The organism is Hydrogenophaga sp. ANAO-22, from assembly GCF_042466645.1.
Classification (GTDB): domain Bacteria; phylum Pseudomonadota; class Gammaproteobacteria; order Burkholderiales; family Burkholderiaceae_C; genus Hydrogenophaga.
On sequence record NZ_CP159956.1, the window covers coordinates 730,786 to 756,600 of the forward strand.

General features: G+C 68.3%; 27 protein-coding genes and 1 pseudogene. 18 read left to right on the plus strand and 10 right to left on the minus strand.

Features of this window, described 5'->3' with window-relative positions:
* Positions 1-8: 8 nt before the first annotated feature.
* A complete protein-coding gene (locus ABSY19_RS03335; RefSeq protein WP_382159043.1) occupies positions 9-1,298 on the minus strand; it encodes a YihY family inner membrane protein in 1,290 nt (429 codons plus the stop codon).
* Positions 1,299-1,348: 50 nt separating this feature from the next.
* On the opposite strand from ABSY19_RS03335, the gene ABSY19_RS03340 reads away from it, so the two are divergent.
* The 11 genes from ABSY19_RS03340 (at position 1,349) to ABSY19_RS03390 (ending at position 11,688) form a co-directional block, all read left to right on the plus strand.
* Positions 1,349-1,804, plus strand: coding sequence for a DUF2069 domain-containing protein (locus ABSY19_RS03340; RefSeq protein ID WP_382159045.1), 456 nt, complete (start codon positions 1,349-1,351; stop codon positions 1,802-1,804).
* Positions 1,801-3,231 (plus strand): FAD-binding oxidoreductase, encoded by a 1,431-nt coding sequence (locus tag ABSY19_RS03345; RefSeq protein WP_382159047.1) that lies wholly within the window; start codon positions 1,801-1,803, stop codon positions 3,229-3,231. Before ABSY19_RS03340 ends, ABSY19_RS03345 begins: the two co-directional genes overlap by 4 nt.
* On the plus strand, positions 3,228-4,142 hold the full coding sequence (locus ABSY19_RS03350) for a lytic transglycosylase domain-containing protein (protein ID WP_382159049.1): 915 nt from the start codon (positions 3,228-3,230) through the stop codon (positions 4,140-4,142). Before ABSY19_RS03345 ends, ABSY19_RS03350 begins: the two co-directional genes overlap by 4 nt.
* Positions 4,143-4,304: 162 nt before the next feature.
* Positions 4,305-5,837, plus strand: coding sequence for a class I adenylate-forming enzyme family protein (locus tag ABSY19_RS03355; protein ID WP_382159051.1), 1,533 nt, complete (start codon positions 4,305-4,307; stop codon positions 5,835-5,837).
* Complete coding sequence (locus tag ABSY19_RS03360) at positions 5,834-6,781, plus strand: fumarylacetoacetate hydrolase family protein (protein WP_382159053.1); 948 nt, start codon at positions 5,834-5,836, stop codon at positions 6,779-6,781. Before ABSY19_RS03355 ends, ABSY19_RS03360 begins: the two co-directional genes overlap by 4 nt.
* A 35-nt stretch (positions 6,782-6,816) precedes the next feature.
* Positions 6,817-7,764: an ABC transporter substrate-binding protein gene (locus tag ABSY19_RS03365; protein ID WP_382159055.1), complete on the plus strand. Its 948-nt coding sequence runs from the start codon at positions 6,817-6,819 to the stop codon at positions 7,762-7,764.
* A gap of 5 nt (positions 7,765-7,769) precedes the next feature.
* Complete coding sequence (locus tag ABSY19_RS03370; RefSeq protein ID WP_382159056.1) at positions 7,770-8,540, plus strand: ABC transporter ATP-binding protein; 771 nt, start codon at positions 7,770-7,772, stop codon at positions 8,538-8,540.
* A gap of 1 nt (position 8,541) precedes the next feature.
* A complete protein-coding gene (locus ABSY19_RS03375; RefSeq protein WP_382159057.1) occupies positions 8,542-9,318 on the plus strand; it encodes an ABC transporter permease in 777 nt (258 codons plus the stop codon).
* Positions 9,315-10,079, plus strand: a complete 765-nt coding sequence (locus tag ABSY19_RS03380) for an ABC transporter permease (RefSeq protein WP_382159059.1) — start codon at positions 9,315-9,317, stop codon at positions 10,077-10,079. Before ABSY19_RS03375 ends, ABSY19_RS03380 begins: the two co-directional genes overlap by 4 nt.
* A gap of 37 nt (positions 10,080-10,116) precedes the next feature.
* Positions 10,117-11,124: an MBL fold metallo-hydrolase gene (locus ABSY19_RS03385; RefSeq protein ID WP_382159061.1), complete on the plus strand. Its 1,008-nt coding sequence runs from the start codon at positions 10,117-10,119 to the stop codon at positions 11,122-11,124.
* A gap of 33 nt (positions 11,125-11,157) precedes the next feature.
* Complete coding sequence (locus tag ABSY19_RS03390; protein ID WP_382159062.1) at positions 11,158-11,688, plus strand: cupin domain-containing protein; 531 nt, start codon at positions 11,158-11,160, stop codon at positions 11,686-11,688.
* 21 nt (positions 11,689-11,709) lie between these two features.
* Here the strand turns inward: ABSY19_RS03390 and ABSY19_RS03395 are convergent, their stop codons facing one another.
* A complete protein-coding gene (locus ABSY19_RS03395; RefSeq protein ID WP_382159064.1) occupies positions 11,710-12,288 on the minus strand; it encodes a LuxR C-terminal-related transcriptional regulator in 579 nt (192 codons plus the stop codon).
* A gap of 87 nt (positions 12,289-12,375) precedes the next feature.
* Here ABSY19_RS03395 and ABSY19_RS03400 point away from each other — a divergent pair, with 87 nt between their 5' ends.
* Genes ABSY19_RS03400 through ABSY19_RS03410 form a run of 3 tightly spaced genes read left to right on the plus strand, consistent with a single transcriptional unit; the run spans position 12,376 to position 14,618 of the window.
* Positions 12,376-13,188: a thymidylate synthase gene (locus ABSY19_RS03400; RefSeq protein ID WP_382159065.1), complete on the plus strand. Its 813-nt coding sequence runs from the start codon at positions 12,376-12,378 to the stop codon at positions 13,186-13,188.
* 22 nt (positions 13,189-13,210) lie between these two features.
* Positions 13,211-14,104: a DMT family transporter gene (locus ABSY19_RS03405; protein ID WP_382159067.1), complete on the plus strand. Its 894-nt coding sequence runs from the start codon at positions 13,211-13,213 to the stop codon at positions 14,102-14,104.
* Between the two features lie 4 nt (positions 14,105-14,108).
* Positions 14,109-14,618, plus strand: coding sequence for a dihydrofolate reductase (locus tag ABSY19_RS03410; RefSeq protein WP_382159069.1), 510 nt, complete (start codon positions 14,109-14,111; stop codon positions 14,616-14,618).
* Here the strand turns inward: ABSY19_RS03410 and ABSY19_RS03415 are convergent.
* The gene (locus ABSY19_RS03415) at positions 14,594-15,253 is read right to left on the minus strand and encodes a helix-turn-helix transcriptional regulator (RefSeq protein ID WP_382159071.1); all 660 of its coding nucleotides are present in this window, start codon (positions 15,251-15,253) and stop codon (positions 14,594-14,596) included. The genes ABSY19_RS03410 and ABSY19_RS03415 overlap by 25 nt on opposite strands.
* Positions 15,254-15,323: 70 nt before the next feature.
* On the opposite strand from ABSY19_RS03415, the pseudogene ABSY19_RS03420 reads away from it, so the two are divergent.
* The 3 genes and pseudogenes from ABSY19_RS03420 to xth all read left to right on the plus strand — a co-directional run bounded on the left by ABSY19_RS03420 (position 15,324) and on the right by xth (position 17,971).
* Positions 15,324-16,765 (plus strand): annotated as a pseudogene (locus ABSY19_RS03420) (MFS transporter).
* A 9-nt stretch (positions 16,766-16,774) separates the two neighbouring features.
* Positions 16,775-17,092 (plus strand): tetratricopeptide repeat protein, encoded by a 318-nt coding sequence (locus ABSY19_RS03425; protein ID WP_382159073.1) that lies wholly within the window; start codon positions 16,775-16,777, stop codon positions 17,090-17,092.
* Positions 17,093-17,194: 102 nt separating this feature from the next.
* The gene (xth, locus tag ABSY19_RS03430; protein WP_382159075.1) at positions 17,195-17,971 is read left to right on the plus strand and encodes an exodeoxyribonuclease III; all 777 of its coding nucleotides are present in this window, start codon (positions 17,195-17,197) and stop codon (positions 17,969-17,971) included.
* Positions 17,972-17,977: 6 nt separating this feature from the next.
* Here the strand turns inward: xth and ABSY19_RS03435 are convergent, their stop codons facing one another.
* The 7 genes from ABSY19_RS03435 to ABSY19_RS03465 form a co-directional block, all read right to left on the minus strand.
* Positions 17,978-19,177, minus strand: a complete 1,200-nt coding sequence (locus ABSY19_RS03435) for a sigma 54-interacting transcriptional regulator (RefSeq protein WP_382159077.1) — start codon at positions 19,175-19,177, stop codon at positions 17,978-17,980.
* An 11-nt stretch (positions 19,178-19,188) separates the two neighbouring features.
* Positions 19,189-19,536, minus strand: coding sequence for a response regulator (locus ABSY19_RS03440; protein ID WP_382159079.1), 348 nt, complete (start codon positions 19,534-19,536; stop codon positions 19,189-19,191).
* A gap of 48 nt (positions 19,537-19,584) precedes the next feature.
* Entirely contained in the window at positions 19,585-20,742 is a 1,158-nt protein-coding gene (glnL, locus tag ABSY19_RS03445; protein ID WP_382159082.1) for a nitrogen regulation protein NR(II), read from the minus strand.
* The gene (locus ABSY19_RS03450; protein WP_382159084.1) at positions 20,739-21,266 is read right to left on the minus strand and encodes a hypothetical protein; all 528 of its coding nucleotides are present in this window, start codon (positions 21,264-21,266) and stop codon (positions 20,739-20,741) included. The genes glnL and ABSY19_RS03450 overlap by 4 nt, the downstream gene beginning before the upstream one ends.
* Positions 21,267-21,475: 209 nt before the next feature.
* The gene (gene glnA, locus ABSY19_RS03455; protein ID WP_291114810.1) at positions 21,476-22,891 is read right to left on the minus strand and encodes a type I glutamate--ammonia ligase; all 1,416 of its coding nucleotides are present in this window, start codon (positions 22,889-22,891) and stop codon (positions 21,476-21,478) included.
* Positions 22,892-23,157: 266 nt separating this feature from the next.
* Positions 23,158-23,973: a competence/damage-inducible protein A gene (locus ABSY19_RS03460; protein ID WP_382159086.1), complete on the minus strand. Its 816-nt coding sequence runs from the start codon at positions 23,971-23,973 to the stop codon at positions 23,158-23,160.
* Positions 23,970-24,866, minus strand: a complete 897-nt coding sequence (locus ABSY19_RS03465; RefSeq protein ID WP_382159088.1) for an EI24 domain-containing protein — start codon at positions 24,864-24,866, stop codon at positions 23,970-23,972. The genes ABSY19_RS03460 and ABSY19_RS03465 overlap by 4 nt, the downstream gene beginning before the upstream one ends.
* An 84-nt stretch (positions 24,867-24,950) precedes the next feature.
* Between ABSY19_RS03465 and ABSY19_RS03470 the strand changes: the two genes are divergently transcribed.
* Positions 24,951-25,763 (plus strand): alpha/beta fold hydrolase, encoded by an 813-nt coding sequence (locus ABSY19_RS03470; protein WP_382159090.1) that lies wholly within the window; start codon positions 24,951-24,953, stop codon positions 25,761-25,763.
* Positions 25,764-25,815 lie beyond the last annotated feature (52 nt).

Below are 25,815 nucleotides of genomic sequence, written 5' to 3' on the forward strand. Positions count from 1 at the left end.
CGCGGGCGTCACCCCGACGCGACCGAAGCCTCCCCCACGGCCTCGCTCGAACCGCCGGCCAGGGCCGGTGTGGTCGAGACGGCCTGCGCCACCGAGAGGTCCATCCAGCGGCTCTCGGACCAGAAGCGCGCGGTGTGCGGCTGGTGCGCGAGCAGCAGCCGCTCCACCAGCGGGGCCACCGGCGTCATGGCCGGGTCGATCAGCAGCACGTAGCGCTCGCCGTCCTCGTCGAGCCGGCCCAGCCAGTCCAGCTTGACCATCACGGCCACCGGCTCTTCGAGCTGCAGCGCGTCCACCCGCAGCACCTGGGCCAGGGCCTCCAGGCTCAGGCCCTTGGGCGCGCTGTCGCGCGCCGTGTGCAGCTGTTCCAGCAATTCCAGCGCGAGCTGGAAGCTCCAGCCCGGCGTGTCGCTGCGCCGCGCGATGCCCGAGAGCAGGCTGGGCAGGTAGGCGGCGACCACCGCCCCCAGCAGCACGATCACCCAGGCGACGTAGAACCACACCAGCAGGATGGGCACGGTGGCAAAGGTGCCGTAGACCACCGAGTAGGTGGGCACCTGGGCCAGGTACCAGGCCAGCACCTTCTTGGCCAGCTCCAGCCCCACGCCCACGAACAGGGCGCCCGAAAGCGCATGGCTCCAGCGCACCCGGGTGTTGGGCACGTAGCGGTAGAGCGCGGCCAGGCCGCCGGTGAGCAGCGCGAACTGCACGGCATCCAGCAGGAAACGCACGCCACCAGGCAGGCCCGAGACCACGCCGCGCGAGGCCGTGACGGCGTAGGAGGTGGCCGCCAGGCTGCCCGCCAGCAGCAGCGGGCCCAGGGTGAGCACGGCCCAGTACACCAGCACGCGCTGGGTCAGCGAACGCGGCTGGCGCACACGCCAGATGTCGTTGAGCTTGCGGTCGATGGTCAGGATCAGGGCCAGCGCGGTCACCAGCAGCACCAGCGCGCCGGCCCAGCCCATCTGCCCGGCCTTGTTGGCGAACTGGTTGAGGTAGCTGAACACCTGCTTGGCGATGTCGGGCGGCACCAGGCTCTGCACCAGCCAGCGCTGCAGGGTGACCTGCAGGCGGTCGAACATCGGGAAGGCGCTGAAGATCGCCAGCGCGACGGTGAACAGCGGCACCAGCGAGATGGTGGTGGTGAAGGTCAGCGAACTGGCGGTGATGCCCAGCCGGTCTTCCCGGAAGCGCTCGCGCAGCGTCAGCGCCGTGGTGCGCCACGGAAAATTCAGGGCGTCGCGCCACAGCGCGCGCGCCAGGGTTTCAAGGGCCCGCAGGCGCTCTTTCAGGGTCATCCCGGTATCATGCCACCTGCCCTCCCGCCCCCGCTTTCCCACCCTCCCCCATGCCCTCATCCCCCTCGCCCTCCAGCGCCCTGGATACCCCTTCCGCCGTGCGCGGCACCCGCTGGCTCGCCGTGGGCAGCCTGCTGGGCCTGATCGTGCTCGGCCTGGCCTGGGAACTGTGGCTCGCGCCGCTGCGCGAAGGCGGCTCCTGGTGGGCCATCAAGGTGCTGCCGCTGACCGTGCCGCTGGCCGGTCTGCTGAAGAACCGCATGTACACCTACCGCTGGGTCAGCCTGCTGGTGTGGCTGTATTTCACCGAAGGCGCGGTGCGCGCCACCAGCGAGTCGGGCACCTCGATGTGGCTGGCCTGGCTCCAGGTGCTGCTGTGCATCGCCCTCTTCGCGGCCTGCGCGCTGCACGTGCGCATGCGCCTGCGCGCCGCCGGCAAGGAAGCCGTGGCCGCGGATGTGGCCAGCTCCACCGCCGCGGCCGAGTCCCGCGTGGCCAAACCATGAGCGCCGCCCTCCTGCAAGCGCTGCGCGCGGCCGTGGGGCCGGCCCAGGTGCTGACCCACGAAGACCCCGCCGCCGACCTCTCCGCCTGGGAAAACGACTGGCGCAAGCGCGCGCAGGGCCGCGCGCTGGCCGTGGTGCGCCCGGGCAGCACCGCCGAGGTGGCCGCCGTGGTGCGCGCCTGCGCCCAGGCCGGGGCGGCCATCGTGCCCCAGGGCGGCAACACCGGCCTGGTGGTGGGCTCGGTGCCCGACGATTCCGGCACCCAGGTGGTGCTGAGTCTCACGCGCATGAACGCCGTGCGCGCGATCGACGGCGCCAACCTCACGATGACGGTGGAAGCCGGCTGCGTGCTGCAGTCGCTGCAGGACGCGGCCGAGAACGCCGGCTTCCTGTTTCCCCTGAGCCTGGCGGCCGAGGGCAGCTGCACGATCGGCGGCAACCTGGCCACCAACGCGGGCGGCACACAGGTGGTGCGCTACGGCAACGCGCGCGAACTCTGCCTGGGCCTGGAGGTGGTGACGGCGCAGGGCGAGGTGTGGCACGGCCTCACCGGCCTGCGCAAGGACAACACCGGCTACGACCTGCGCGACCTCTTCATCGGCAGCGAGGGCACGCTGGGCGTGATCACGGCCGCCACGCTCAAGCTCTACCCGCTGCCCGCCGCGCAGCTCACCGCCTGGGCCGCCGTGCCCACGCTGGACGCCGCCGTGGCGCTGCTGGGCCTGGCGCACCAGCACCTGGGCGCGGGCCTGACCGGCTTCGAGGTGATGGGCCAGTTCGCCCTGGGCCTGGTGGACAAGCACTTTCCCGCCCTGCGGGTGCCGCTGTGGGCGGACAGCCCCTACTGCGTGCTGCTGGAGAACAGCGACAGCGAATCGGAAGAGCATGCGCGCGGGCAGTTCGAGCGCCTGCTCGAAACCGCCTTCGAGCAAGGCCTGGTGAGCGACGCGGTGGTGGCCGAGAGCCTCTCGCAGGCGCGTGGCCTGTGGCACATCCGCGAGAGCATTCCACTGGCCCAGGCCGAAGAGGGCCTGAACATCAAACACGACATCAGCATCCCGGTCTCGCGCATTCCCGCCTTCTGCGCCGAGACCGACGCCTTGCTGCAGCGCGAGATCCCCGGCGTGCGGCTGGTGAATTTTGGCCATCTGGGCGACGGCAACCTGCACTACAACGTGCAGGCGCCGGCCGACAGAGATGCCAAAAAGTTCCTGAATGAGCAGGAAACGCGCGTGAACACCCTGGTTTTCGATGCGGTGGCGCGCTACGATGGATCGATCAGTGCCGAACACGGCGTGGGCAGCCTCAAGGCCGCCCACCTGCCCCACTACAAGGACCCGGTTGCCCTGGGCCTGATGCGCGCCATCAAGCAGGCGCTCGACCCTCACCACCTCATGAACCCTGGCCGCGTGCTCACCCACCCATGAATCTCCGCCGTCCCGCCCGCCTCTTGCTCGTGTGCGCGCTCGCCGCCACGGGTTGGGCGCACGCGGTCGAGGCGAACCAGCGCCAGGCCTGGCGCGAGCAGGCGCTGGCGTACGAACACGGGGAAGGCGTGGCGCGCGACACCAACGCCGCGATCGCGCTCTACTGCCGCGCCGCACTCGCGGGGGACGCGGTCTCGGCCTACAACCTGGGCTGGCTCTACGCCAACGGCCGGGGCACGCCGCGCCACGACGGCTACGCCGCTCACTGGTTCGCGCGCGCGGCCCTGCTGGGCGACGCCCAGGCCGAGGCGATGTTCAAGCGACTGGACACACCGGCCGACAAACCCGAGTGCGTGCTGCAGGCCGAACGGGCCGAACAGCAGCGCGCCGAGCAGGAGCGGCTGACCGCCGAGGCCGATGCGGTGGTCACGCGCTACCGCGACTGGGTCAACACGCCCGAGCAGCAGCGCATCATGAAGATCGTCTACAAGCTCGCGCCGCAGTTCGGCATCGAGCCCGGCCTGGCCTTCGCGGTGATCAAGGCCGAGTCCAATTTCAACGTGCACGCCCTGTCGGACAAGAATGCCCAGGGCCTGATGCAGCTCATTCCCGAGACCGCCGCGCGCTTCCGCGTGAACAAGCCTTTCGACGCCGAGCAGAACATCCGCGGCGGCCTGTCCTACCTGCAGTGGCTGCTGGCCTACTTCAAGGGCAACGTGCCCCTGGTGCTGGCCGCCTACAACGCGGGCGAAGGCACGGTGGAGCGCTACCGCGGCGTGCCGCCGTTCCCCGAAACGCAGGGCTACATCAAGCGCATCCAGCAGATCTTCGCCCTGCAGCAGCACCCCTTCGACGAGCGCATCACGGCGCCGTCGCCGGCCTTGCCCGGCATCGCCTCCGTGCGCCCCTGAGCGGCGGCCCGGCAGGCCACGCGCGCGCGGCGCGCGCTCGAATCAGTAGTAACCCCATGAGGTAGTCCTACGACTATCAGGCGCAGAGGCGCGTTCCTAGAATTTTCGAATCACAAGCCATGCGCCACGGCACCCGGGCATGGTCACAGGAGACGAAGTTTCATGAACATCGCGCAGCTGCTCGTGCGTTCGGCCCGAACCTTCCCCGACCGGGATGCCGTGCTGCTGGGTGCGCGCGTGTGCTGCGACTACCGCGAACTGGCCCGCCGGGCCGGGGCGCTCGGCACCGGCCTGTCGCAGCGCGTGGGCCTGCGGCCCGGCGAGCGCGTCGCCCTGCTGCTGCACAACTGCCCGCAGTACCTGGAGGTGCTGTACGGCGCCTGGTCCGCCGGGCTGGTGGTGGTGCCGATCAACCACAAGCTGCATGCGCGCGAAGTCGAGTACATCCTGGCCGACAGCGGCGCTCGGGTCGTGTTCACCTCGGCCGATCTGGGCGCGGACCTGCAGCCCGGCCCGGCCGCCGCCATCGACGTGAACGGTGCCGAGTACCTGTCCCTGCTCGCCAGCGATGGGATGGCACCGGTGCACCGCGCACCCGACGACATCGCCTGGCTGTTCTACACCTCGGGCACGACCGGGCGCCCCAAGGGGGTGATGCAGACGCACCGCAACCTCCTCTCGATGACGCTCTGCTATTTCGCCGATGTGGACACCGTGCGGCCGGGCGACGCGAGCCTGTACGCGGCGCCCATGTCGCACGGTGCCGGCCTCTACAACATCCCGCACGTGCTGGCCGGCGCGCGCCATGTGATCCCCGAGTCCGGCGGTTTCGACCCCGACGAGATCCTTGCGCTGGCCCGCGAGCTGCGCGATGTGTCGATGTTCGCGGCGCCCACCATGGTCAAGCGCCTGGTCGACAGCGCGCTCGCGCGCGGCCTGGACGGCGACGGCATCAAGACCATCGTCTATGGCGGCGGGCCCATGTACGCGGCCGACATCCAGCAGGCCATCGCCGTGATGGGGCCGCGCTTCGTGCAGATCTACGGCCAGGGTGAGTGCCCGATGGCGATCACCGCGCTGTCGCGCGAACACCTGGCCAATCTCGGCCATCCGCGCCATGCGCAGCGCATGGCTTCGGTGGGCGTGGCGCAGAGCAGCGTGGAGATCCGCATCGCGCAACCGGATGGCACCGCCCTGCCCTGCGGCGAGACCGGGGAGATCCTGGTGCGCGGCGACCCGGTGATGCCAGGCTACTGGGGCAACACGGCAGCCACGGCCCAGACCTTGCGCGACGGCTGGCTGCACACCGGCGACATCGGCGAACTCGATGCCGATGGCTTCCTCTCGCTCAAGGACCGATCCAAGGACCTGATCATCAGCGGCGGCTCCAACATCTACCCGCGCGAGGTCGAGGAGGTGCTGCTGCGCCATCCCGGCATCCGCGAGGTGGCCGTGGTCGGCCGCCCGCATGGCGAGTGGGGCGAGGAGGTGCTGGCCTACGTGGTGCCACGCCCCGGCCACACGCTGGACACCGGCGAGCTCGATGCGCTCTGCCTCGCCAGCATCGCGCGCTTCAAGCGCCCGCGCCAGTACCTGCTGCTCGACGAATTGCCCAAGAACAGCTACGGCAAGGTGCTCAAGACCGCTCTGCGGGACCTGGGCGATTCCCCCAACGACAGGAGACACATCCCATGAAACTGGTCACATTCGATCTGCCCGGCGGCCAACGCCACATCGGCGCCATGCTCGCGGGCGAGCAGCGCCTGGTGGACTTCACCGCGTCGTCCACCTCGCCCGCCATGCGCGACATGCTCGCGCTGATCGACGGCGGCGAGGCCGCGCTCAAGGAAGCCCGGCAACTGCTGGACAAAGCCGCCGTCACCCACGCGCTGGCCGATGTGAAGCTGGCCGCGCCACTGCCCGAGCCGCGCCAGATGCGCGACTTCCTGTGCTTCGAGAAACACTTCCGCCAGGCGCGCGCGAACCGCCACCTGTTCGGCGCCACCGACGGCGAGCGCGACCCGGCCAAGGTGGAGATTCCGCCCATCTGGTACGAGGAGCCGATCTACTACAAGTGCAACCGCTTCTCGGTGGTGGGCACGGGCGCGGACATCGTCAACCCCGCGTACTGCCAGATGCTGGACTACGAACTCGAGTTCGCCGCCATCCTGGGCAAGAGCGGCAAGAACATCCGCAAGGAAGACGCGCGCTCGCACATCTTCGGCTACCTGATCTTCAACGACGTGAGCGCGCGCGACCAGCAGATGCGCGAGATGGGCGGCACGCTCGGGCCCACCAAGGGCAAGGACTTCGACACCGGCAACGTGCTCGGCCCCTGGCTGGTCACGGCCGACGAGGTCGGCAACCCCTACGACCTGACCATGGTCGCTCGCGTCAACGGCGAGGAATGGTCGCGTGGCAACAGCGGCGAGATGCACCACCGTTTCGAGGACGTGCTGGTCCACGCCTCGCGCGACGAGACGCTGTACGCAGGCGAGTTCTTCGGCTCGGGAACGGTCGGCAGCGGATGCGGACTGGAACTGGGCCGGTTTCTGAAACACGGCGACGTCGTCGAGCTGGAGATTCAGAAGCTCGGCGTGCTGAAGAACCGTGTGGTGTTCCGTCACGCAAGCCAGTGACCGCGTTCTTCCCTAAAACCATCTGGAGACAAGCCATGCACACCTTTATCGCGACCCTGCGTTCCCTTGTGCGCCCCCTGGCGGTGGCCACGCTGCTGAGTGCGGCGGCGGCCCCCGTCTGGGCCCAGAAGATCGTGTTCGGTTTCTCGGCATCCACCGCGTTCGCCAACGCCTTTGTCGCGGCCAACGAAGGCCTCTTCAAGAAACATGGCCTGGACGTGGAGATGAAGCTGGTGCCCAACTCGGCCACCACGCCGGCGGCCCTGATGGCCGGCAGCCTGCAGATCGCCACGCCGACCGCACCCAACACCATGCAGGCGGTCGAGCAAGGCCTGGACCTGGTGGTGCTGGCCGGCGGCGGCTACTACACCAAGGGCATGGAAGACGTGGCCATCATGGTCCGCCCCGACAGCCCCATCAAGACCGCCAAGGACTTCGAGGGCAAGCGCGTGTCCACCCCGGGCCTCAACGCCTTCCTGCACGTGCTGTTCCGCAAATGGATGGCCGAGAACGGCGGTGACTACAAGAAGGTGACCTTCACCGAGAACGCGTTCGCGCAATCGGTGGACGTGCTGCGCAACGGCCAGGTCGACGGCATCCTCGCGGTGCAGCCCTTCCTCTCGCGCGCCGAGGAAACCAAGGCCGGCCGCGTGGTCGCCTACTACATCGCCGCGCTGGAGGGTGAAGTGCAGTCGGGCTGGCACGTCGCCAGCCGCAAGTGGGCCGACGCCAACCCCAAGCAGGTCGCCGCCTTCCGTGCCGCCATCGAGGAAGCCTCGGCCATGGCCCTGAAAGACCCGGGCGTGGTGCGCAAGGCCAACCTGGTCTACATCCCCTTCCCGCCCGAAGTGCAGGCCAAGTTCCCCGACCCCAAGTTCCGCCCGGTCATCACGCCCGAGGTGGTGCAGAACTGGAACAAGATCATGATGGACCAGGACATGCTCAAGAAGCCGATCGACCCGGCGAAGCTGATCTACAAGTGAGCCGCATGAGCCAAGCCAACGATCCCGTCCTGTCCATCACCGGGCTGGACTTCACCGTGGGTTCCCTCAACATCCTGAACGACATCTCGCTCACGGTGCATGAGAAGGAGTTCGTCTGCATCGTCGGTGCCTCGGGCTGCGGCAAGACCACGCTGCTGCGCCTGATGGGCGGCCTGCTGAGCCCCACCCAGGGCCGCGTGCTGTACCGGGGCCGCGCGATCGACGGGCCCGACCCCGAGCTCGCGGTGGTGTTCCAGGACTACGGGCGCGCCCTGCTGCCCTGGCGCACCGTGGCCGGCAACGTGGAGCTGGCGCTGGAGGCGCGCCGCGTGCCCAAGGACGAGCGCGCGCCCATCATCCGCGACATGCTGGAACGGGTGGGACTGGCCGAGCGGGCCGACGCCTACCCGATCCAGCTCTCCGGCGGCATGCAGCAGCGCCTGCAGATCGCGCGCTGCATGGCGCAGGCGCCGCAGGTGCTGCTGATGGACGAGCCTTTCGGCGCGCTCGACGCGATGACGCGCCAGACCCTGCAGGACGAGGTGGCCCGCCTGTGCGCCGATGCCGGCGTGACAGTGGTGTTCATCACCCACGACCTGGAGGAGGCGATCTACCTGGGCGACCGGGTGATCTCCATGGACAAGCACCCGGGGCGGCTGTCGGAGACGCTGACGATCGAGCTGGAGCGGCCGCGCAACCAGCTCACCACGCGGGAGGACGCGCGCTTCCTGGCCTACCGCCACCGCCTGTTCAACCTCCTGCCACCGGGGCACTGAGATGAATGCATCCATGGCGCGCGTGTTCAAGGGGGTGCTGTTCCCGGCGGCGGTCCTGGTCTTCTGGGAGTTCGCGGCCCGCTCGGGGCTGCTCAAGGCCGAGAGCCTGTCGTCCCCGGTCGCGATCTTCCGCGCGGCGGTGGGCGTGGTCGCCGACGGCAGCCTGTTCAAGGCAGCGCTGGAGACCTTCGGCGGCGCGGTCGGCGGGCTGGTCGTGGGGGCCACGGCGGGCATTCTGGTCGGTGTGGCCTTCGGCCTCTCGCGCCACCTGTCGCAGCTGATGCGGGTGTCCACCGAGGCGCTGCGGCCCATTCCCTCGGTGGCGCTGATTCCCCTGGCGTTGCTGATCCACGGCTACGGCTTCCAGATGGAGAGCAGCATCGTGGCCTTCTCGTGTTTCTGGCCGCTGCTGATCATCACCGAAAGCGCGGTGCGCGGCATCGAGCCGCGCCTGCTGGAGGTGGCGCGCATGCTCAACTTCAGCCTGCGCGAACGCGTGACCAAGATCGTGCTGCCGGCGGCGCTGCCGCGCATCTTCGTCGGCCTGCGGCTGGCAGCCGCAGTGTCGTTGGTGGTCGCGGTGACGGTGGAGATCACGGCCAACCCGATGGGGCTGGGCTACGCGCTCATCGTCGCGCAGGAGAGCATGCGGCCCGACCGCGTGTTCGCCTTCATCGGCTGGATCGGCCTGATCGGCTGGGCGCTCAACGCTTCGCTGTTGCGCGCGCAGCAGCGCTGGTTCGGGCGCATGGGCAACTGGGCGGAGCAATCGGCATGAAAAGACAACACGGTGTCCTGATGTGGTTCGCCAGCCTGGGCGTGCTCGCCGCGCTGGTCGGCCTGTGGCAGCTCGCCGCGCACCTGGAACTGGTGTCGCCGGTGTTCTTCCCGGCCCCGCTGCGCAGCTTCGAGTCGCTCTGGGACCAGATGGGCACGGCGGACTTCTGGCTCGCGTTTCGCGAAACCCTGCGGCGCATGGTGCTGGGCTTCGTGACCGCCTCGGTCGCGGGCGTCGCGCTGGGCGCGGCGATCGGCCTCTCGCCCCGGCTGCGCGCCTATGTGGAGCCCACGCTGGAGCTGATCCGCCCGCTGCCCGCCTCGGCCATGATCCCGGTCTTCGTGCTGCTGATCGGCCTGAACGACCGCATGATCGTGACGGCGATCGCGTTCTCCTCGCTCTGGCCGGTGCTGCTCAACACGGTGCACGGCTTCAAGACCATCGAGCCCCGGCTGCTGGAGGTGGCGCGCATCCTGCACCTCTCACGGCTGGAGATGGTCTGGAAGATCGCCCTGCCCAACGCGCTGCCCGACATCTTCGCCGGCCTGCGGCTGGCGCTGACGGTCTCGCTCATCCTCGCGGTGGTGGCCGAGATGCTGGCCGGCACCATCGGCCTGGGCCAGAACATCACGCTGGCCGCGCGCTCGTTCCGCAGCGCCGACCTGTACGCCGGGATCATCGTGCTCGGCGCGGTTGGCTACGTGTCCAACATCCTGCTTCAACGCGCCGAACAGCACCTGCTGCGCTGGCGCACGCCCTGAACCCGGCATCCCCCACCCCAACCACAGGAGACAACCCATGAAATGGCAATACACCAAGGGACTGCACGACATCGGCAACGGCAACTACGCGTGGCTGCTGCCCGACGGCACCTGGGGCTGGAGCAACGCCGGCCTGGTGACCGACAGCGGCGAGTCGCTGCTGGTGGACACCCTGTTCGACCTCAAGCTCACGCGCGAGATGCTGCACGCCATGCGCAACGCGGTGCCCGAGGCCAAGGAAATCGCGCAGGTGGTCAACACCCACGCCAACGGCGACCACTACTTCGGCAACCAGCTGGTGGCCGACTCGGAGATCATCGTCTCGCAGGCCTGCGCCGACGAAATGCTCGCGCACCCGCCCCAGGCCCTGATCGACCGCTTCCGCAACTACAAGGAACTGGGCGACGGCGGTGAGTTCCTCATGAAGGCGATGGGCCGCGTGTTCGATTTCCGCGGCATCGTCTACACCCCGCCCACCAAGACTTTCAGCGGCGAGATCGACCTCAAGGTCGGCAACAAAACCGTCAAGCTGGTCGAGGTGGGCCCCGCCCACACCAAGGGCGACGTGCTCGCCTACATCCCCGAAGACAAGATCGTCTACACCGGCGACATCCTGTTCAATGGTGGTCACCCCATCGTCTGGGCGGGCCCGGTGGACAACTGGATCCGCGCCTGCGACCTCATGCTCGGCTGGGACGTGGACGTGGTGGTGCCTGGCCATGGCCCGATCACCGACAAGACGGGCGTGCGCGCGCTCAAGCACTACCTGGAATACGTCAAGGCCGAGGCACGCAAGCGCTACGACCAGGGCATGACGCTCGAACAGGCGGTGGACGACATCTCGCTGCGCGAGTTCAACTCGTGGACCGATGCCGAACGCATCTACGTCACCGTCAACAACCTGTACCAGGAGTTCAGCGGCGACACCTCGCCGCCGGACACCGTGAAGCTGTTCGGCCTGATGGCGCACTACGAAGAGCGCCAGCGCAAGCTGCACGGCAACGTGATCGGCTGCGGTCCCAACTGCAACCACGCCAACCACTGAGCACCCCTCAGACCACCTCAAGGAGACACACACATGGCCTGGAGAATTCGCCGCGTCGTGACCGGGCACGACGCCCAGGGTCGCTCGACCTTCATCATGGATGGCCTCGCGCCCAACATCAAGGAAATGGCGTCCATGCCGGGCGTGGCCTTGACCGACCTGTGGGAGACCACCACCGCCCCGGCCGACAACACCGGCACGGCGGACGCCGCCGCGCGCCCGGTCAAGCTGGAGCCGCCCCAGGTGGGCAGCATCCTGCGCATCGTGGAATTCCCGCCTGACACCATGTGGCAGGGCGCCGACGCGGCCAAGGCCTTCGAATCCATCGGTGCGGGGCACGCGCCCGATGCCCATTCGGACGACCCGATGCGCCACAAGACCAGCACCATCGACTACATCGTGGTGCTCAAGGGCGAGATCTACGCCATCCTGGACACGGGCGAAACGCTGCTCAAGGCCGGGGACATCCTGGTCCAGCGCGGGACCATGCATTCGTGGAGCGTGCGCGGCACCGAGCCCTGCATCGTGGCGGCCATCCTGATCGGCGCCACGCCGCACGCCTGAGCGCGCCCGCCTCCCGCCCGCTCAGGGCGAGGGCGGCATGCCCAGGATGCGCGCGATCAGCTCGCCGGTGGAGTTCACGTCCAGCTTGCGCATCAGCCGCATGCGGTGCGCCTCCACCGTGCGGTGGCTGACGTTGAGGTCCTTGGCGATCTGCTTGCTGGTCAGGCCGGTGATGACCCGGGCCGCGATCTCGCGTTCGCGCGCGGTGAGCGGCGCGTTCACCGGGCGGGCTTCGCTGATGTCGTCGAACACCCAGATCACCGACGCGAAGGGCGATTCCGGCGTGAAGGACCGCCCCGACACCGCGCACCAGAACATGCGCCCGTTGGCGTGCCGCATGATGCGCTGATCCCGGTGGTTGCCGTTCTGCCGCATGCTGGCCACCCAGGTCTCGCCGATGTGCTCGAACTCCTCGTGCGAGGGATACAGCATCTCGGTGGATTGCCCGACCAGGGCGCTCACCGGGTAACCGAACATCTCCGACATGGCCCGGTTGCAGCGCTCGATGATGCGCTGGCGGGTCACCATCAGCCCGACCGGCGCGAGCTCGAAAATCATTTCGGGCTCGGCGATGGATTCAGACAGGGTCTTGGGCGTCATCGGGCGTCGGGGTGATGGGCCATTATGGCGCAGGGGTTCGGCGCGCCGCCGCCTCGGGGCCGAGCCGAAACAGGCACAATTCCGTCCATGACCGACCGCCCCATCCGCTCACAGTACGAAGATTTCATGCGCCACGTGTTCACCACGGGCGTGCAGAAAACCGATCGCACCGGCACCGGCACCACCAGCGTGTTCGGCCACCAGATGCGCTTCGATCTCAACGAAGGTTTCCCGCTGGTGACCACCAAGAAGGTGTTCACCAAGGCCATCATCGTCGAGCTGCTGTGGTTCCTGCGCGGGGACAGCAACGTGAAGTGGCTGCAGGAGCGCGGCTGCACGATCTGGGACGAGTGGGCGCGCGAAGACGGCGACCTCGGACCGGTGTACGGCGTGCAGTGGCGCAACTGGCCCGCGCCCGACGGGCGCCACATCGACCAGATCAGCGAGGTGGTCAAACAGCTCAAGACCAACCCCGACTCGCGCCGCATCATCGTGAGCGCCTGGAACGTGGCCGACCTCGACAAGATGGCCCTGATGCCCTGCCACGCGTTCTTCCAGTTCTACGTGGCCGACGGCAAGCTGAGCTGCCAGCTCTACCAGCGCAGCGCCGACATCTTCCTGGGCGTGCCGTTCAACATCGCCAGCTACGCGCTGCTCACCCACATGCTGGCGCAGCAGTGCGACCTGGAAGTGGGCGAGTTCATCTGGACCGGCGGCGACTGCCACATCTACAGCAACCACCACGAGCAGGTGCAGACGCAGCTCGCGCGCGCCCCGCACCCCTACCCCACGCTGCGCATCAAGCGCCGCCCCGCATCGATCTTCGACTACGAGCTCGACGACTTCGAGATCCTCGACTACCAGCACCACCCCGCCATCAAGGCGCCGGTGGCGGTCTGAGCCCGCGCCCGCCGCGGACCGCGTGATCACCCGCCGCCAGCTCTGGGCGCTGCTCGCCCTCACGCTCATGTGGGGCGTGAACTGGCCCATGATGAAGCTCTCGCTGCAGGAGCTCACGCCGCTGTATTTCCGCGCCAGCACCATGATGCTGGGCGCGCTCGGCCTGTTCATCTACGTCGCCCGCCTGGGCGAGCGCATGCGCCCCACGCGCGCCGAATGGGCCGCCATCGCCTGGCTCGGCCTGCCCAACGTGCTGGGCTGGCACACGCTCTCGATCTTCGGGGTGCAGGAACTCGCCTCCGGCCGCGCGGCCATCCTGGGCTTCACCATGCCGATCTTCACGGTGCTGATCGGCGCGGCCTTCTTCGGCGAGCGCATCACGCCGCGCGTGCGCACGGCCGTGGTGTGCGCGGGCATCGCCATCGCGCTGCTGCTGTGGCACGAGCTGCAAAGCCTGAGCGGCCGGCCCACCGGCATCGCGTGGATGCTGGGCGCGGCCTTCTGCTGGGGCGTGGGCACGCTGCAGTTCCGCCGCGCCCACCTCACGCTCTCGCCCATGGTGGTCACGGTCTGGATGCTGCTGCTGGGCAGCGGTGTGGTGGGGGCGCTGGCCCTCGCGCTGGAACCGGTGCCCCGGCTGGCGGGCTTTTCGGTGCCGATGTGGATCAGCCTGCTGTATGGCGTGTGCATCAACTACGGCGTGGCGCAGTTGATCTGGTTCGGCATGGCGCGCAACCTGCCGCCGGCCACGAGCGCCATGAGCGTGATGGCGATCCCGCTGGTGGGCACGCTGAGCGCGACCTTCATCGTGGGCGAGGTGCCGCACTGGCAGGACTGGGTCGCCATCGGCTTCGTGATGATGGCCATTGCCAGTGTGCTCTGGCCAGCCCGGCCTGCTCTGCCGGCGGCACAATAGGCGCATGCCCCACCCCACCACCCGATTGCACCTCATCTTCGCGCGCGCCGCCAATGGCGTGATCGGCAAGGACAACGCCCTGCCCTGGCACCTGCCGGAGGACATGGCGCACTTCAAGCGCACCACGCTCGGCCACCCCGTGATCATGGGCCGCAAGACCTGGGATTCGCTGCCACCCAAATTCCGCCCGCTGCCGGGCCGGCTCAACATCGTCGTCACGCGCGACGCCGCCTGGCAGGCCGAAGGCGCTGCCCGTGCGAACTCGCTGCCCGAAGCCGTGTCGCTGTGCCCCGCGGGCTCGGACGCCTGGGTGATCGGCGGCGCGCAGATCTACGCCGCCGCCCTGCCGCTGGCCGACACCGCCGTGGTCACCGAGATCGCACGCGATTTCGAGGGCGATGCGCACGCACCCGTGTTCGGCCCCGAATGGCAGGAGACCGCGCGCGAAACCCACACGGCCTCCAACGGCCTGCCCTTCGCGTTCGTCAGCTACACCCGGGCCACGACGCGGTAGACGCAGCGCGATGCCCCCGCGAGCACGTGCTGCTCGCGCGTGACGCGGCCGTCGCCGCCGATGATGTCCTGAAACAGCAGCAGCTCCGAGCGGCAGAAGCCCTGGCAACTGCGCGCCGCGGCGCAGATCGGGCAGTGGTCCTCGATCAGCAGCCAGTCCTTGCCGTCGCGCTCGACGCGCGCCATGTAGCCCTCTTCGCTGCGCACCACCGCGAGCTGCTCCAGGCGCTTCGCCATGGTCTTGCCGTTGCAGCGCTGCCGGTACAGCGTGCGGGCATCGGATTCGCGTTGCGAGATCAACCGCTCCAGACCCTGCTCGCCAAACAGCTGCCGCACCGAGCCGATCAACTGCACCGTCAGCTGCGCATGGGTGTCGGGAAAACGGCGATGCCCGGCCTCGGTCAGCGCCCAGTTCTGCCGGGGCCGACCCACGCCGACCGCAGCTTCCTGCACGCCCTCGAGCACGCCCGCCGCGACCAGTTTCTGCACCTGCTGGCGCGCCGCTTCGGGCGTCAGGTCCAGCGCCTGCGCCAGCCGGGCGGTAGAGGTCGGCCCCCTGGACTTGATGAGGAACAGAAGGCGATCCGCCGTCGGTGATGCACCCGGCATATCCAGGTCTTTACTTGCATAAACCATGGCGCGCTCCTAATATGCAAACAATCACTTGGATAATAACCGCCCCACCGCGCACTGTCGAGAATCACGCATGTCTTCCCTGACCGCCCCTTTACCTGCAACGGCTTCCTGGGGCGATCTGCTCAAGGGCAAGAACGGCTGGCTCGCACTGGCCCTGACCGGTGGCGTGGCCCTGCACGCCATCAACGTGCACATCGTCACCACCGTGCTGCCTTCCGTGGTGCAGGACATCGGCGGACTGGACTGGTACGCCTGGAACACCACCTTGTTCGTGGTGGCCTCCATCATCGGCGCCGCACTCTCGGTGCGCGTGCTGTCCTCGCTCGGGCCCCGCGGTGCCTGCCTCGCGGCGCTGGGCCTGTTCGCCCTCGGCTCGGCCGTGTGCGCCAGCGCCGGCTCCATGGGCGGGATGCTGATCGGCCGCAGCGTGCAGGGCCTGGGCGGCGGCACCCTGGCGGCCCTGAGCTACGCCCTCATCCGCGTGGTGTTCGAGCCGGCCCTGTGGTTGCGCGCGGTGGCCCTGGTCTCCGGCATGTGGGGCATCGCCACGCTGTGCGGCCCGGCGGCGGGCGGGCTGTTCGCCGAGGCCGGCCACTGGCGCTGGGCGTTCTGGATCCTGCTGCCGATCTCGCTGCTGCAGGCGCTGGTGGTGATGGTGCAGCTGCGCCCCGCGCCCGGCGCCGCACCGAGCCGTGGGCAAAAACCAGAGGTGCCGTTGGTGCAGGTGGGGCTGCTCGCCGGCTCGGTGCTGCTGATCGCGGCGGGAAGCCTGTCGCCGCAGTTGCTGTGGCAAGGCCTGGGTGTGGCCGGTGGCCTGGCCCTGGGCGCCGCCGCCGTCGCGGTGGACCGCCAGGCGGCGGTGCGCCTGCTGCCTTCGGGGGCGACGGCACTGGGCTCGCCGCTGGGCTCGGTGTACGCCATCGTGGCGCTGCTGCTGGTGGGCATGACGACCGAGATCTACGTGCCCTACTTCCTGCAGGTGCTGCACGGCTACACGCCGCTGGCGGCGGGTTACCTCACCGCGGCCATGGCGGCCGGCTGGAGCGCGGGCTCCTTGCTGTCGTCGGGGCGCGGCGGTGCCGCTGCCGCCCGGCTGCTGCGCGTCGGTCCGCTGTTGACCACCTTCAGCCTGCTGGCCCTGGCGGTGGTGATACCGGTCGGCGCGGACCTGAGCCCCGGCGCGCGCCTGCTGCTTTGCGGCCTGCCCCTGGCCGGTGCCGGGGCCGGCGTGGGCATCGGCTGGCCCCATCTGCTCAACCGCGTGCTGAACCTCGCGCCCCCGGGGAAGGCGGCATGGCGTCGGCCGCCATCACCACCATCCAGCTCTACGGCATGGCCGTTGGCGCGGCGGTGGCCGGTCTGGTGGCGAACGCCGCGGGCCTCAGCGACCCGGGCGGCCCGGCCGGTGCGCGCGTCGCCGCGGTCTGGCTGTTCGCGAGCTTCGCCCTGGCGCCGGCCCTGGCGACCCTGCTGGCCCGCCACATCACGCGCGCACCGGGCAGCCACCCATGAGGAGACGCCATGCGCGAACGGCTCGAGAAAATGCTGGCCGAGGGCCGTGACAGCGCCCTGCTGCGCTTCGGCCTGGGCCAGGCCTGCCTCAAGGACGAGGACGCCGAAGCCGCGGCGCTGCATCTGACGCAGGCAACGGCGCAGAACCCGCGCCACTCGGCCGCCTGGAAACTGCTCGGTGTGGCGCTCCGCCGGCTCGACCGCCTGGACGCGGCCGAAGCGGCCTGGACCCAGGGCCTGGTGGTGGCCGAACAGCAAGGCGACCACCAGTCGGTCAAGGAAATGACGGTCTTCCTCAAGCGCCTGCGGCGGCCCGCACCGGGGTGACGGGCTCGCCCGGTCGGACCGTGGTTCATCGCATACTTGGCACTTCCGGCCGCATGGCCGGCATGCACCAACACGCTGATCAACCACCACGATGGGTCCACCATGAAACTCGCCACCTGGAACATCAACTCCCTCTCCGTGCGCCTGCCCCAGGTGCTCGACTGGCTGGCCGCCAATCCCGTCGACGCGCTGGGCCTGCAGGAACTCAAACTCGTGGACGAGAAGTTCCCGCACGACGCGCTCAAGGAAGCCGGCTACCACGCCGCTGTCTTCGGCCAGAAGACCTACAACGGCGTGGCCATCCTGAGCCGCAACCCCGTCACCGACATCGTGCGCAACATCCCCCGGCACACCGACGACCAGTCGCGTGTGATCGCCGCGACGCTGGACACGCCCGAAGGCCCGCTGCGCCTGGTCAACTGCTATTTCGTCAACGGCCAGGCACCGGGCACCGACAAGTTCGCCTACAAGATGCTCTGGCTGGAGGCGCTGCACCGCTGGCTGCAGGAAGAACTGAAGGTGCACCAGCGCCTCGTGCTGCTGGGTGATTTCAACGTGGCGCCGGAAGACCGCGACTCGTTCGACCCCGTCGGCCTGAAAGACACCATCCACCACACGGTGGAAGAGCGCGCGCATTTCCAGGCCTTGCTCGACCTGGGATTGACGGACGCCTACCGCCTGTTCGAGCAGCCGGAGAAAAGCTACTCGTGGTGGGATTACCGCATGCTGGGCTTCCAGAAGAACCGGGGGCTGCGCATCGACCACATTCTGGTGAGCGAGGCGCTGCGCGGCCGCGTGACGGCCTGCCACATCGACCGCCTGCCGCGCAAGAACCCGCAGCCCAGCGACCACGCACCGGTGGTGGTCACGCTGGGCTGAGCCCGTTCACTCGAGGTTCAGTTCCTGGATCTTGCGGGTGATGGTGTTGCGCCCAATGCCGAGCTTGTGCGCGGCCTCGATGCGGCGCCCACGCGTGTTGGCCAGCGCGGTCTGGATCAGGCGCGTTTCGAAGCGGCGCGTGAGCACGTCCCACACATCGGTGCGGCCGTCTTCGAGCAAGGCCTGGGCCTCGGCCTGCAGGCCACTCTCCCAGGCCAGAGGCGCCGCCCGGGCGGTCTCCGCCTCGGGTGAGGCGACGGCCGATTCGGCGTGGGCGATGGCCGCCGAACTGCTGGCGTAGACGGGCTCGGGCACGGCAGGCGCCATGAGGCCGGTCGGCAGGGAAGACACCACCGGGGCCTCCGAGGCGGCCGGGTGGGCCACTGCGGGAGCGGTACCGCTCATGGACAACACCTCCGGTGGCAGGTCCTTGAGTTCGATCACCTGGGCCGGGGCCATCACCGTGAGCCAGTGGCAGACGTTTTCCAGCTGGCGCACATTCCCGGGGAAGTCGAAGGCGCCGAGCAGCTTCAGGGCCGCCTCGGAAATGCGCTTGGGCTCCACGCCGAGCTGTTTGGCGCTTTGCTGCAGGAAGAAACGCGTGAGCATGGGCACGTCTTCGCGCCGCTCGCGCAGCGCGGGCAGGCGCAGGCGGATCACGTTGAGGCGGTGGAACAAGTCTTCGCGGAACACGCCCTCCTTGACGCGCTGCTCCAGGTTCTGGTGGGTGGCGGCGATCACGCGCACGTTGGCGCGCACGGCGCTGTGGCCGCCCACGCGGTAGAAGTGGCCATCGGACAGCACGCGCAGCAGGCGCGTCTGCAGGTCGAACGGCATGTCGCCGATTTCATCGAGGAACAGCGTGCCGCCATCGGCCTGCTCGAAGCGGCCCCGGCGCATGGTCTGCGCGCCGGTGAAGGCCCCACGCTCATGGCCGAACAGTTCCGACTCCAGCAGGTCCTTGGGGATGGCCGCGGTGTTGATGGCCACGAAGGGCCCGGCCGCGCGCGGCGAATGCTTGTGCAGCGCGCGCGCCACCAGCTCCTTGCCCGAGCCCGACTCGCCGGTGATCAGCACCGTGACCTGGCTCTGGCTCAGGCGCCCGATGGCGCGGAACACGTCCTGCATCGCGGGCGCCTGGCCGAGCATTTCGGGCGCGGCGCTCATGCGCTCCTCGGCCACTTCCTCGCGCAGGCTTTCGTCCACCGCGCGGCGGATCAGCTCGACCGCCTTGGGCAGATCGAAGGGCTTGGGCAGGTATTCGAAGGCCCCCCCTGGAAGGCCGAGACGGCACTGTCCAGGTCGGAGAACGCGGTCATGATGATGACCGGCAGGCCGGGCAGCTTTTCCTTGACCTTCTCCAGCAGCTCCAGCCCCGAACCGCCGGGCATGCGGATGTCGCTCACCAGGATCTGGGGGCCCTCGTGTTCGGGCGTGTCGATCAGGGCCTTGAGCACGTCCTGAGGGTTGGTGAAACTGCGCGTGGGCAGGTTCTCGCGCAGCAGCGCCTTTTCGAGCACGAAGCGAATCGATTGGTCGTCGTCCACTATCCAGATCGGCTTCATTGAGTTGTCTTCCCTTCTTGTGGCGCGGCGTTCGACGGTCGGTGACGGCTAGGGCAACGGAATCAGAATCTTGAAGTCCGTCTCGTTCGGCACGCTCTCACACTCGATCAATCCATGGTGCTGCTGGACAAAGGTCTGCGCCAGCGTGAGCCCCAGGCCGGAGCCGCCATCCCGCCCCGACACGAGCGGGAAAAAGATGCGGTCCTTGATCGAGTCTGGAACGCCAGGCCCGTTGTCGATCACATGCAATTCCAGTGCCAGCCGATAGCGCTGTTTACCAAACGTCACCTGTCGGCCCACGCGCGTGCGGAACACGATGCGCGCATCGCCCGCCGCGATGCGTTCGCTCAGCGCCTGCGCGGCGTTGTGCGCGATGTTGAGCACGGCCTGGATGAGCTGCTCGCGATCGCCGCGGAACTCGGGGATGGAGGTGTCGTAGTCGCGCACGACCTTCAAGCCCTTGGGAAACTCGGCCAGGATGAGCGAGCGCACGCGCTCGCACACCTCGTGGATGTTCACGTCGCCCACCACGTGCGGCCGGCGGTGCGGCGCGAGCAGGCGGTCCACCAGCGACTGCAGCCGATCCGCCTCGTGGACGATGACCTGGGTGTACTCGATCAACTCGCGGGACTCCAGCTCCATCTGCAGCAACTGGGCCGCACCGCGAATGCCGCCGAGCGGGTTCTTGATCTCGTGCGCGAGGTTGCGGATGAGCTCCTTGTTCGCCTGCGCCTGATCGATCAGCCGCTCTTCGCGCTCCTGGCGCGCCTGCTGCTCCAGCGGCAGCAGCTCGACGATCACCTCACCCGGGTTGTCGGTCTGCGCCACCACCACGTGCACCGGCAGGGCTTCGTGGTTGAGGCGCTTGAGCCACGCGTCGTAGCGCAGCGCGGCGAACTGGTTGCCGCTCGCGCCCTGCAAGGCGTTTTCCAGCAGCGGGGGTTCGGTGAAGCAGTCCTGCAGCAGCGCGCCCGTGATGCTGCGGCGGGACATGCCCAGCGCATCCTCCAGCGCCGCGTTGGCGTAGAGCACGCCCCCGTGCTGATCCACCACGGCCACCAGGGTGGCCAGCAGGTCGAGGGACTGGAAACGGGAAGACACCGAGGGGGACTTGCGTCCGGCAGCCGACCCGTCCGGGTCGGCCGGGGCCCGGCGCGGGAAAGTGGGAAGAAGGGAGGGGAAGTTGGGCTTTTTCAAGCCGGTCATTTTGCGGCAGAACCGACGGCGTTGGCGGACCCCGGCAGTCGATTCAATTCGCGCTGCAGGCCGGCGACGTCGCTCTCGGCGCGCGCCACGGCGGCCTTGAGTTCGGCCACGCGGTCGAGGTAGCGCTGGTAGTTGCGCGACTCGATGCCCTGCTTCTCGGGCTCGCCGTTGGCGTACTCCTTGCGCGCGAGCGCCAGGCGCTCTTGCGCCTTGCGCAGTTCGGCCTCGAGGATGGCGCGCGCATCGCTGTCGCGCGCGCGCTGCGCGGCCGAGTCGACGCGTTCGTTGGCGCTGCCGTTGCGTGGGGCGGCCGCTGCGGGCGTGGCGCGCGGCGGCGTGGGCCGGGTGCCTTCGATGATGGTGATGTTGCCGCCCTCCATGGGGCTGCAACCCTTGGACTTGGCCACCTGCGCGTCGTTCGTGTATTCGTTGCCGCAACGGTAGATGCGCGCCTGGGCATGGGCTTCCAGGACGCACAGCGCGAGCGTGGCCACGGCCAGCGACCGGATCGTGAGTGAAGGCATCGGATTCAAGGTGACATCAACTCCAGGAAGCGGTTTGGGGTATGGGCGGGCGCACCGATATGCGTTTTTCAGTATGACCGAAAACTGTTTCAAAAGTGCCGTGCCAGCGTGTGAACGGTGGCGATTGACCGCCCGAGCAACAAAAAAGGGGCCACTTGCATGGCCCCTTTCGGGATGGCCCTGGCAGCCCGGCAGAGCCGGGCAAGCCATCACAGGCTGTAGTACATGTCGAACTCGACCGGGTGCGGCGCCATGCGGAAACGCGTGACTTCGCCCATCTTGAGTTCGATGTAGGCGTCGAGCATGGAGTCGGTGAACACACCGCCCTTGGTCAGGAAGCTGCGGTCCTTGTCGAGGTACTCCAGCGCCTGGTCGAGGCTGTGGCACACGGTGGGCACCAGCTTGTCCTCTTCGGGCGGCAGGTGGTACAGGTCCTTGGTGGCGGCTTCGCCCGGGTGGATCTTGTTTTCCACGCCGTCCAGACCCGCCATCATCAGGGCCGAGAAGGCCAGGTAGGGGTTGGCCGAAGGATCGGGGAAACGCGCTTCGATGCGGCGGCCCTTGGGGTTCGCCACGTAGGGGATGCGGATCGAGGCAGAACGGTTGCGGGCCGAGTAGGCCAGCTTCACGGGGGCTTCGAAGCCGGGCACCAGGCGCTTGTAGGAGTTGGTGCCGGGGTTGGTGATGGCGTTGAGCGCGCGGGCGTGCTTGATGATGCCGCCGACGTAGTACAGGGCGAAATCGCTCAGACCAGCGTAGCCGTCACCGGCGAACAGGTTCTTGCCGTCTTTCCAGATGGACTGGTGAACGTGCATGCCGGAGCCGTTGTCGCCGGCGTAGGGCTTGGGCATGAAGGTCGCGGTCTTGCCGTAGGCGTTGGCGACGTTCCACACCACGTACTTGAGCACCTGCGTCCAGTCGGCGCGCTCGACCAGCGTGCTGAACTTGGTGCCGATTTCGTTCTGGCCAGCGCCCGCCACTTCGTGGTGGAACACTTCAACGGGAATGCCCAGCGATTCGAGGATCAGGGACATTTCGGCGCGCATGTCCTGCGTGCTGTCGACCGGGGGCACGGGGAAGTAGCCGCCCTTGACGGTGGGACGGTGGCCGCGGTTGCCGCCTTCGAGCTTGGCGCCGCTGTTCCAGGGGGCTTCGTATTCCTCGATCTCGCACATCACGCGGCCGGGTTCGTTGCTCCAGCGCACACCGTCGAAGATGAAGAATTCGGGTTCCGGTCCGAAGAAGGCGGTGTCGCCCAGGCCGGACGCCTTGAGGTAAGCCTCGGCGCGCTTGGCGATGGAACGCGGATCGCGGTCGTAGGCCTTGCCGTCGCCCGGCTCGATCACGTCGCACTGCAGGAACAGCGTGGTTTCTTCGAAGAAGGGGTCGATGTTGGCGGTATTGGGGTCGGGCATGAGCTGCATGTCCGAGGCTTCGATGCCCTTCCAGCCAGCCACCGAAGAACCGTCGAACGCGTGGCCCGAGCTGAACTTGTCTTCGTCGAAGTGAGACACGGGCACGGTGACGTGCTGTTCTTTGCCCCGGGTGTCGGTGAAGCGGAAGTCAACGAACTTCACTTCGTTGTCTTTCACCATTTGCATCACGTCTGCGACGGTCTTGGCCATCAAATACTCCTGTAGCTGGGTGAGTGGAAAAATTGAAAACGACGCTGCTGATAAGCAGAATGTGTGCCACAAAGTGGGTCATGCGCGGGCGCTGGCTCCCCCGGCTTCACGGGACAGCGGGAATTATGGCCCAGGCCATGCGCCACAAAGGGTCAGCCGGCAGGCATCTGGGCCCTTGGAAGGCCGCGCGTTGCACCTTGTCGGGCGTTACCGCCCCCGACCGCACCCATTGGGTGCACTCGTCAATTGCACCAATTTAGTGCAATTCAGTTTCGCACCATTTCGGGGCCCAGCTTCGCGTCGTGCCGATGCAGGCCCGCGAGCAGCTGGGCGTAGGCCGGCGCCACCGCCTCGGTGGCTCCCTTCACCCCCAGTTCGATGTGCCGGCCGTACTCCGGGTGGTCCACGCTGGGCAGGCTGAAGACCTTCACGGCATGGGCCTGCTCGATCTGCTCCATGAGCGGGGTCAGGGTGGCCTCCATGGCGCCGAACACGATCACCGAACGCTCCTGCCAGGCGCCCTGGCGATGCCATTGCGCGTACTCGGTATCGAGCACGCCTTCGATCATGGGCCAGGCCATGACGGGAAAGCCGGGCACGAAATGCACGCTGCCGCCCCCTGCCCCGTCGCAGCTGAAACCGGGGATCTTGTTGTACGGGTTGAGGATGAGGCGAGCGCCCACGGGAAACACGCCCATGTTGTAGCGGTGCACGTTGTCCGGCCGCTCGGGATCGAAGACCTCGCCACGCTCGGCGGCCGTGTCGCGCATGCGGGACTCGATCAGTTCCTTGGCCTGCGGGTGCAGGGCCAGGTCCACGCCCAGCGCGGCGGCGGCGCACTGGCGCGTGTGGTCATCGGGCGTGGCGCCAATGCCGCCGCAGCAGAACACGGCGTCGCTGCCCGCGAACGCGTCGCTCAGCGTCGCGGTGATGCGGTCGCGATCGTCGCCGACCAGCTTGGCCCAGGACAGGGTCAGGCCGCGCTGCGCCAGCAGCTCGATGATCTTGGGAAGGTGTTTGTCGCTGCGCTTGCCGGAAAGGATCTCGTCACCAACGATGATCAGGCCGAAGGTGGGTGTCATGAAAGGGTGGGTGGCTGGTTGAATGAGGACCCTGGTTCCTGGGCAGGCAAGGTCAATGGGGCCGGTGGGCTGGGTTCGGCGTCCCGCACCTGCACCGTGGCCTGCGCCCGCTGGCGCTGCAGCACGGTCAGGCAGAAATGGGCGAACCAGAGCGAAGCGAATGCGAACACCAGGGTGTAGATCCAGATCGCCACAGGCACCAGCAAGGGGGCCAGTGCAATGAACATCGCACCCGAAGCCCACAGCAGGCTGGGCGCGGCGCCCAGGTAGCCGCTGAGCACGCCCATGACGAGCAGGCTGCCGCGGTGCTCGCGCAGGATGGCCTTGCGCTCGTCGCCGCTGGCGTGCGTGGCCAGCGCGTCGAACGCGAACACCCGGTAGGTGAGCCAGCCCCAGATCAGCGGCGGAAGAATGAGCACCAGGGGTGGCACCAGCCACAGCGGCATGGACACGATCAAGGCCAGCACCGCGAGCAGCGTGGAGCCGAGCGACCACAACACGCTCACCAGCAGAGACCCACCGTGCTTGCGCTCCAGGCTGGGAAAGCGGCGCTGGCCAACCAGCTCCACCATGGCGGGCGTCATGAACATCGCCACCAGCAACAGGCACAACAGCACGATGACGGGGGTGGCCAGCACCAGCACCAGCAGCGGCGCGAACACGGTGCGCAGCGAGCCCAGGCCCAGGCGCTCCAGCCAGCCCAGGAATATCTGGATGAGGTCGAACGCCTCCAGCCACGCCGCCACCGAGGCCACGGCGTTCTCCCAGAAGAAGTAACCCAGGCCGAACGACAGCACCACCATCAGGATCAGCGGGAGAAACGACAGTGCGATCACCCGCGGATGCATGCAATAGGCGATGGCGCGCCAGAAGGAATCGAACAGCAAGGACATGCCGGCAAGAATACATCCAATCCATGTCAGGCCACCCCGCGGGCGGCCCTCGCGCCGATCGCTGCGACGCTAGGATCGAGTCCCATGAAACACATCGACATCGCGGGCATTGGCCTGGAAGTGGCTCACATTCCGGGGCCGGCGGAACGTGCCCCCCTGGTCTTCCTGCATGAAGGCCTGGGCAGCGTGGCCATGTGGCAGCAGCGCGGCCGGCACTGGCCCGCCGAGCTTTGCGCCGCCACAGGCCGCGCGGGCTGGCTGTACTCGCGCCGGGGCTATGGCCAGTCCGACCCCGTGGCCGACGTGCGCGGCCAACCCCGGTGGCAGGGGTCCTGGCACATCGGCCGCCACGAGCCCGACTACATGCACCACGAAGCCTGGCGGGCTCTGCCCGCGCTGCTGCAAGCCCTGGGCGTGCCCGAGCCCGTGCTCGTAGGCCATTCGGATGGCGCCACCATCGCCCTGCTGCACGCCAGCCGGCACCCGGTCGCGGCCTGCGTGGCCATGGCGCCCCACGTGTTTATCGAAGACATCGCGCTGAACGCCATCGCCCAGGCCAAGACCTTGTACGAAGGCGATCCCGACGGGCTTCGCCAGCGCCTCTCGCGCTACCACGCCGACGTGGACAACGCCTTCTGGCAATGGAACGACGTCTGGCTCAGTCCAGCCTTCCGCCAGTTCGACATCCGCGCCGAATGCCGGGCCATCACCGCCCCTTTGCTGCTGGCGCAAGGCCTGGGCGATGAGTACGGCACCCTGGCCCAGCTGGACGAGATCGCGCTGGCGGCGCCGCATGCGCAACGCATCGAGCTGCCCGATTGCGGCCACAGCCCCCACCGCGATCAGCCCGAGGCCTTGACCCGCGCCGTGGCGGATTTTCTGGCCTGCTTGGGCTGATTTCCCCGCCTGGGGGATGCACGCCCGACGCGCAGTTGGGCACAATGGAACG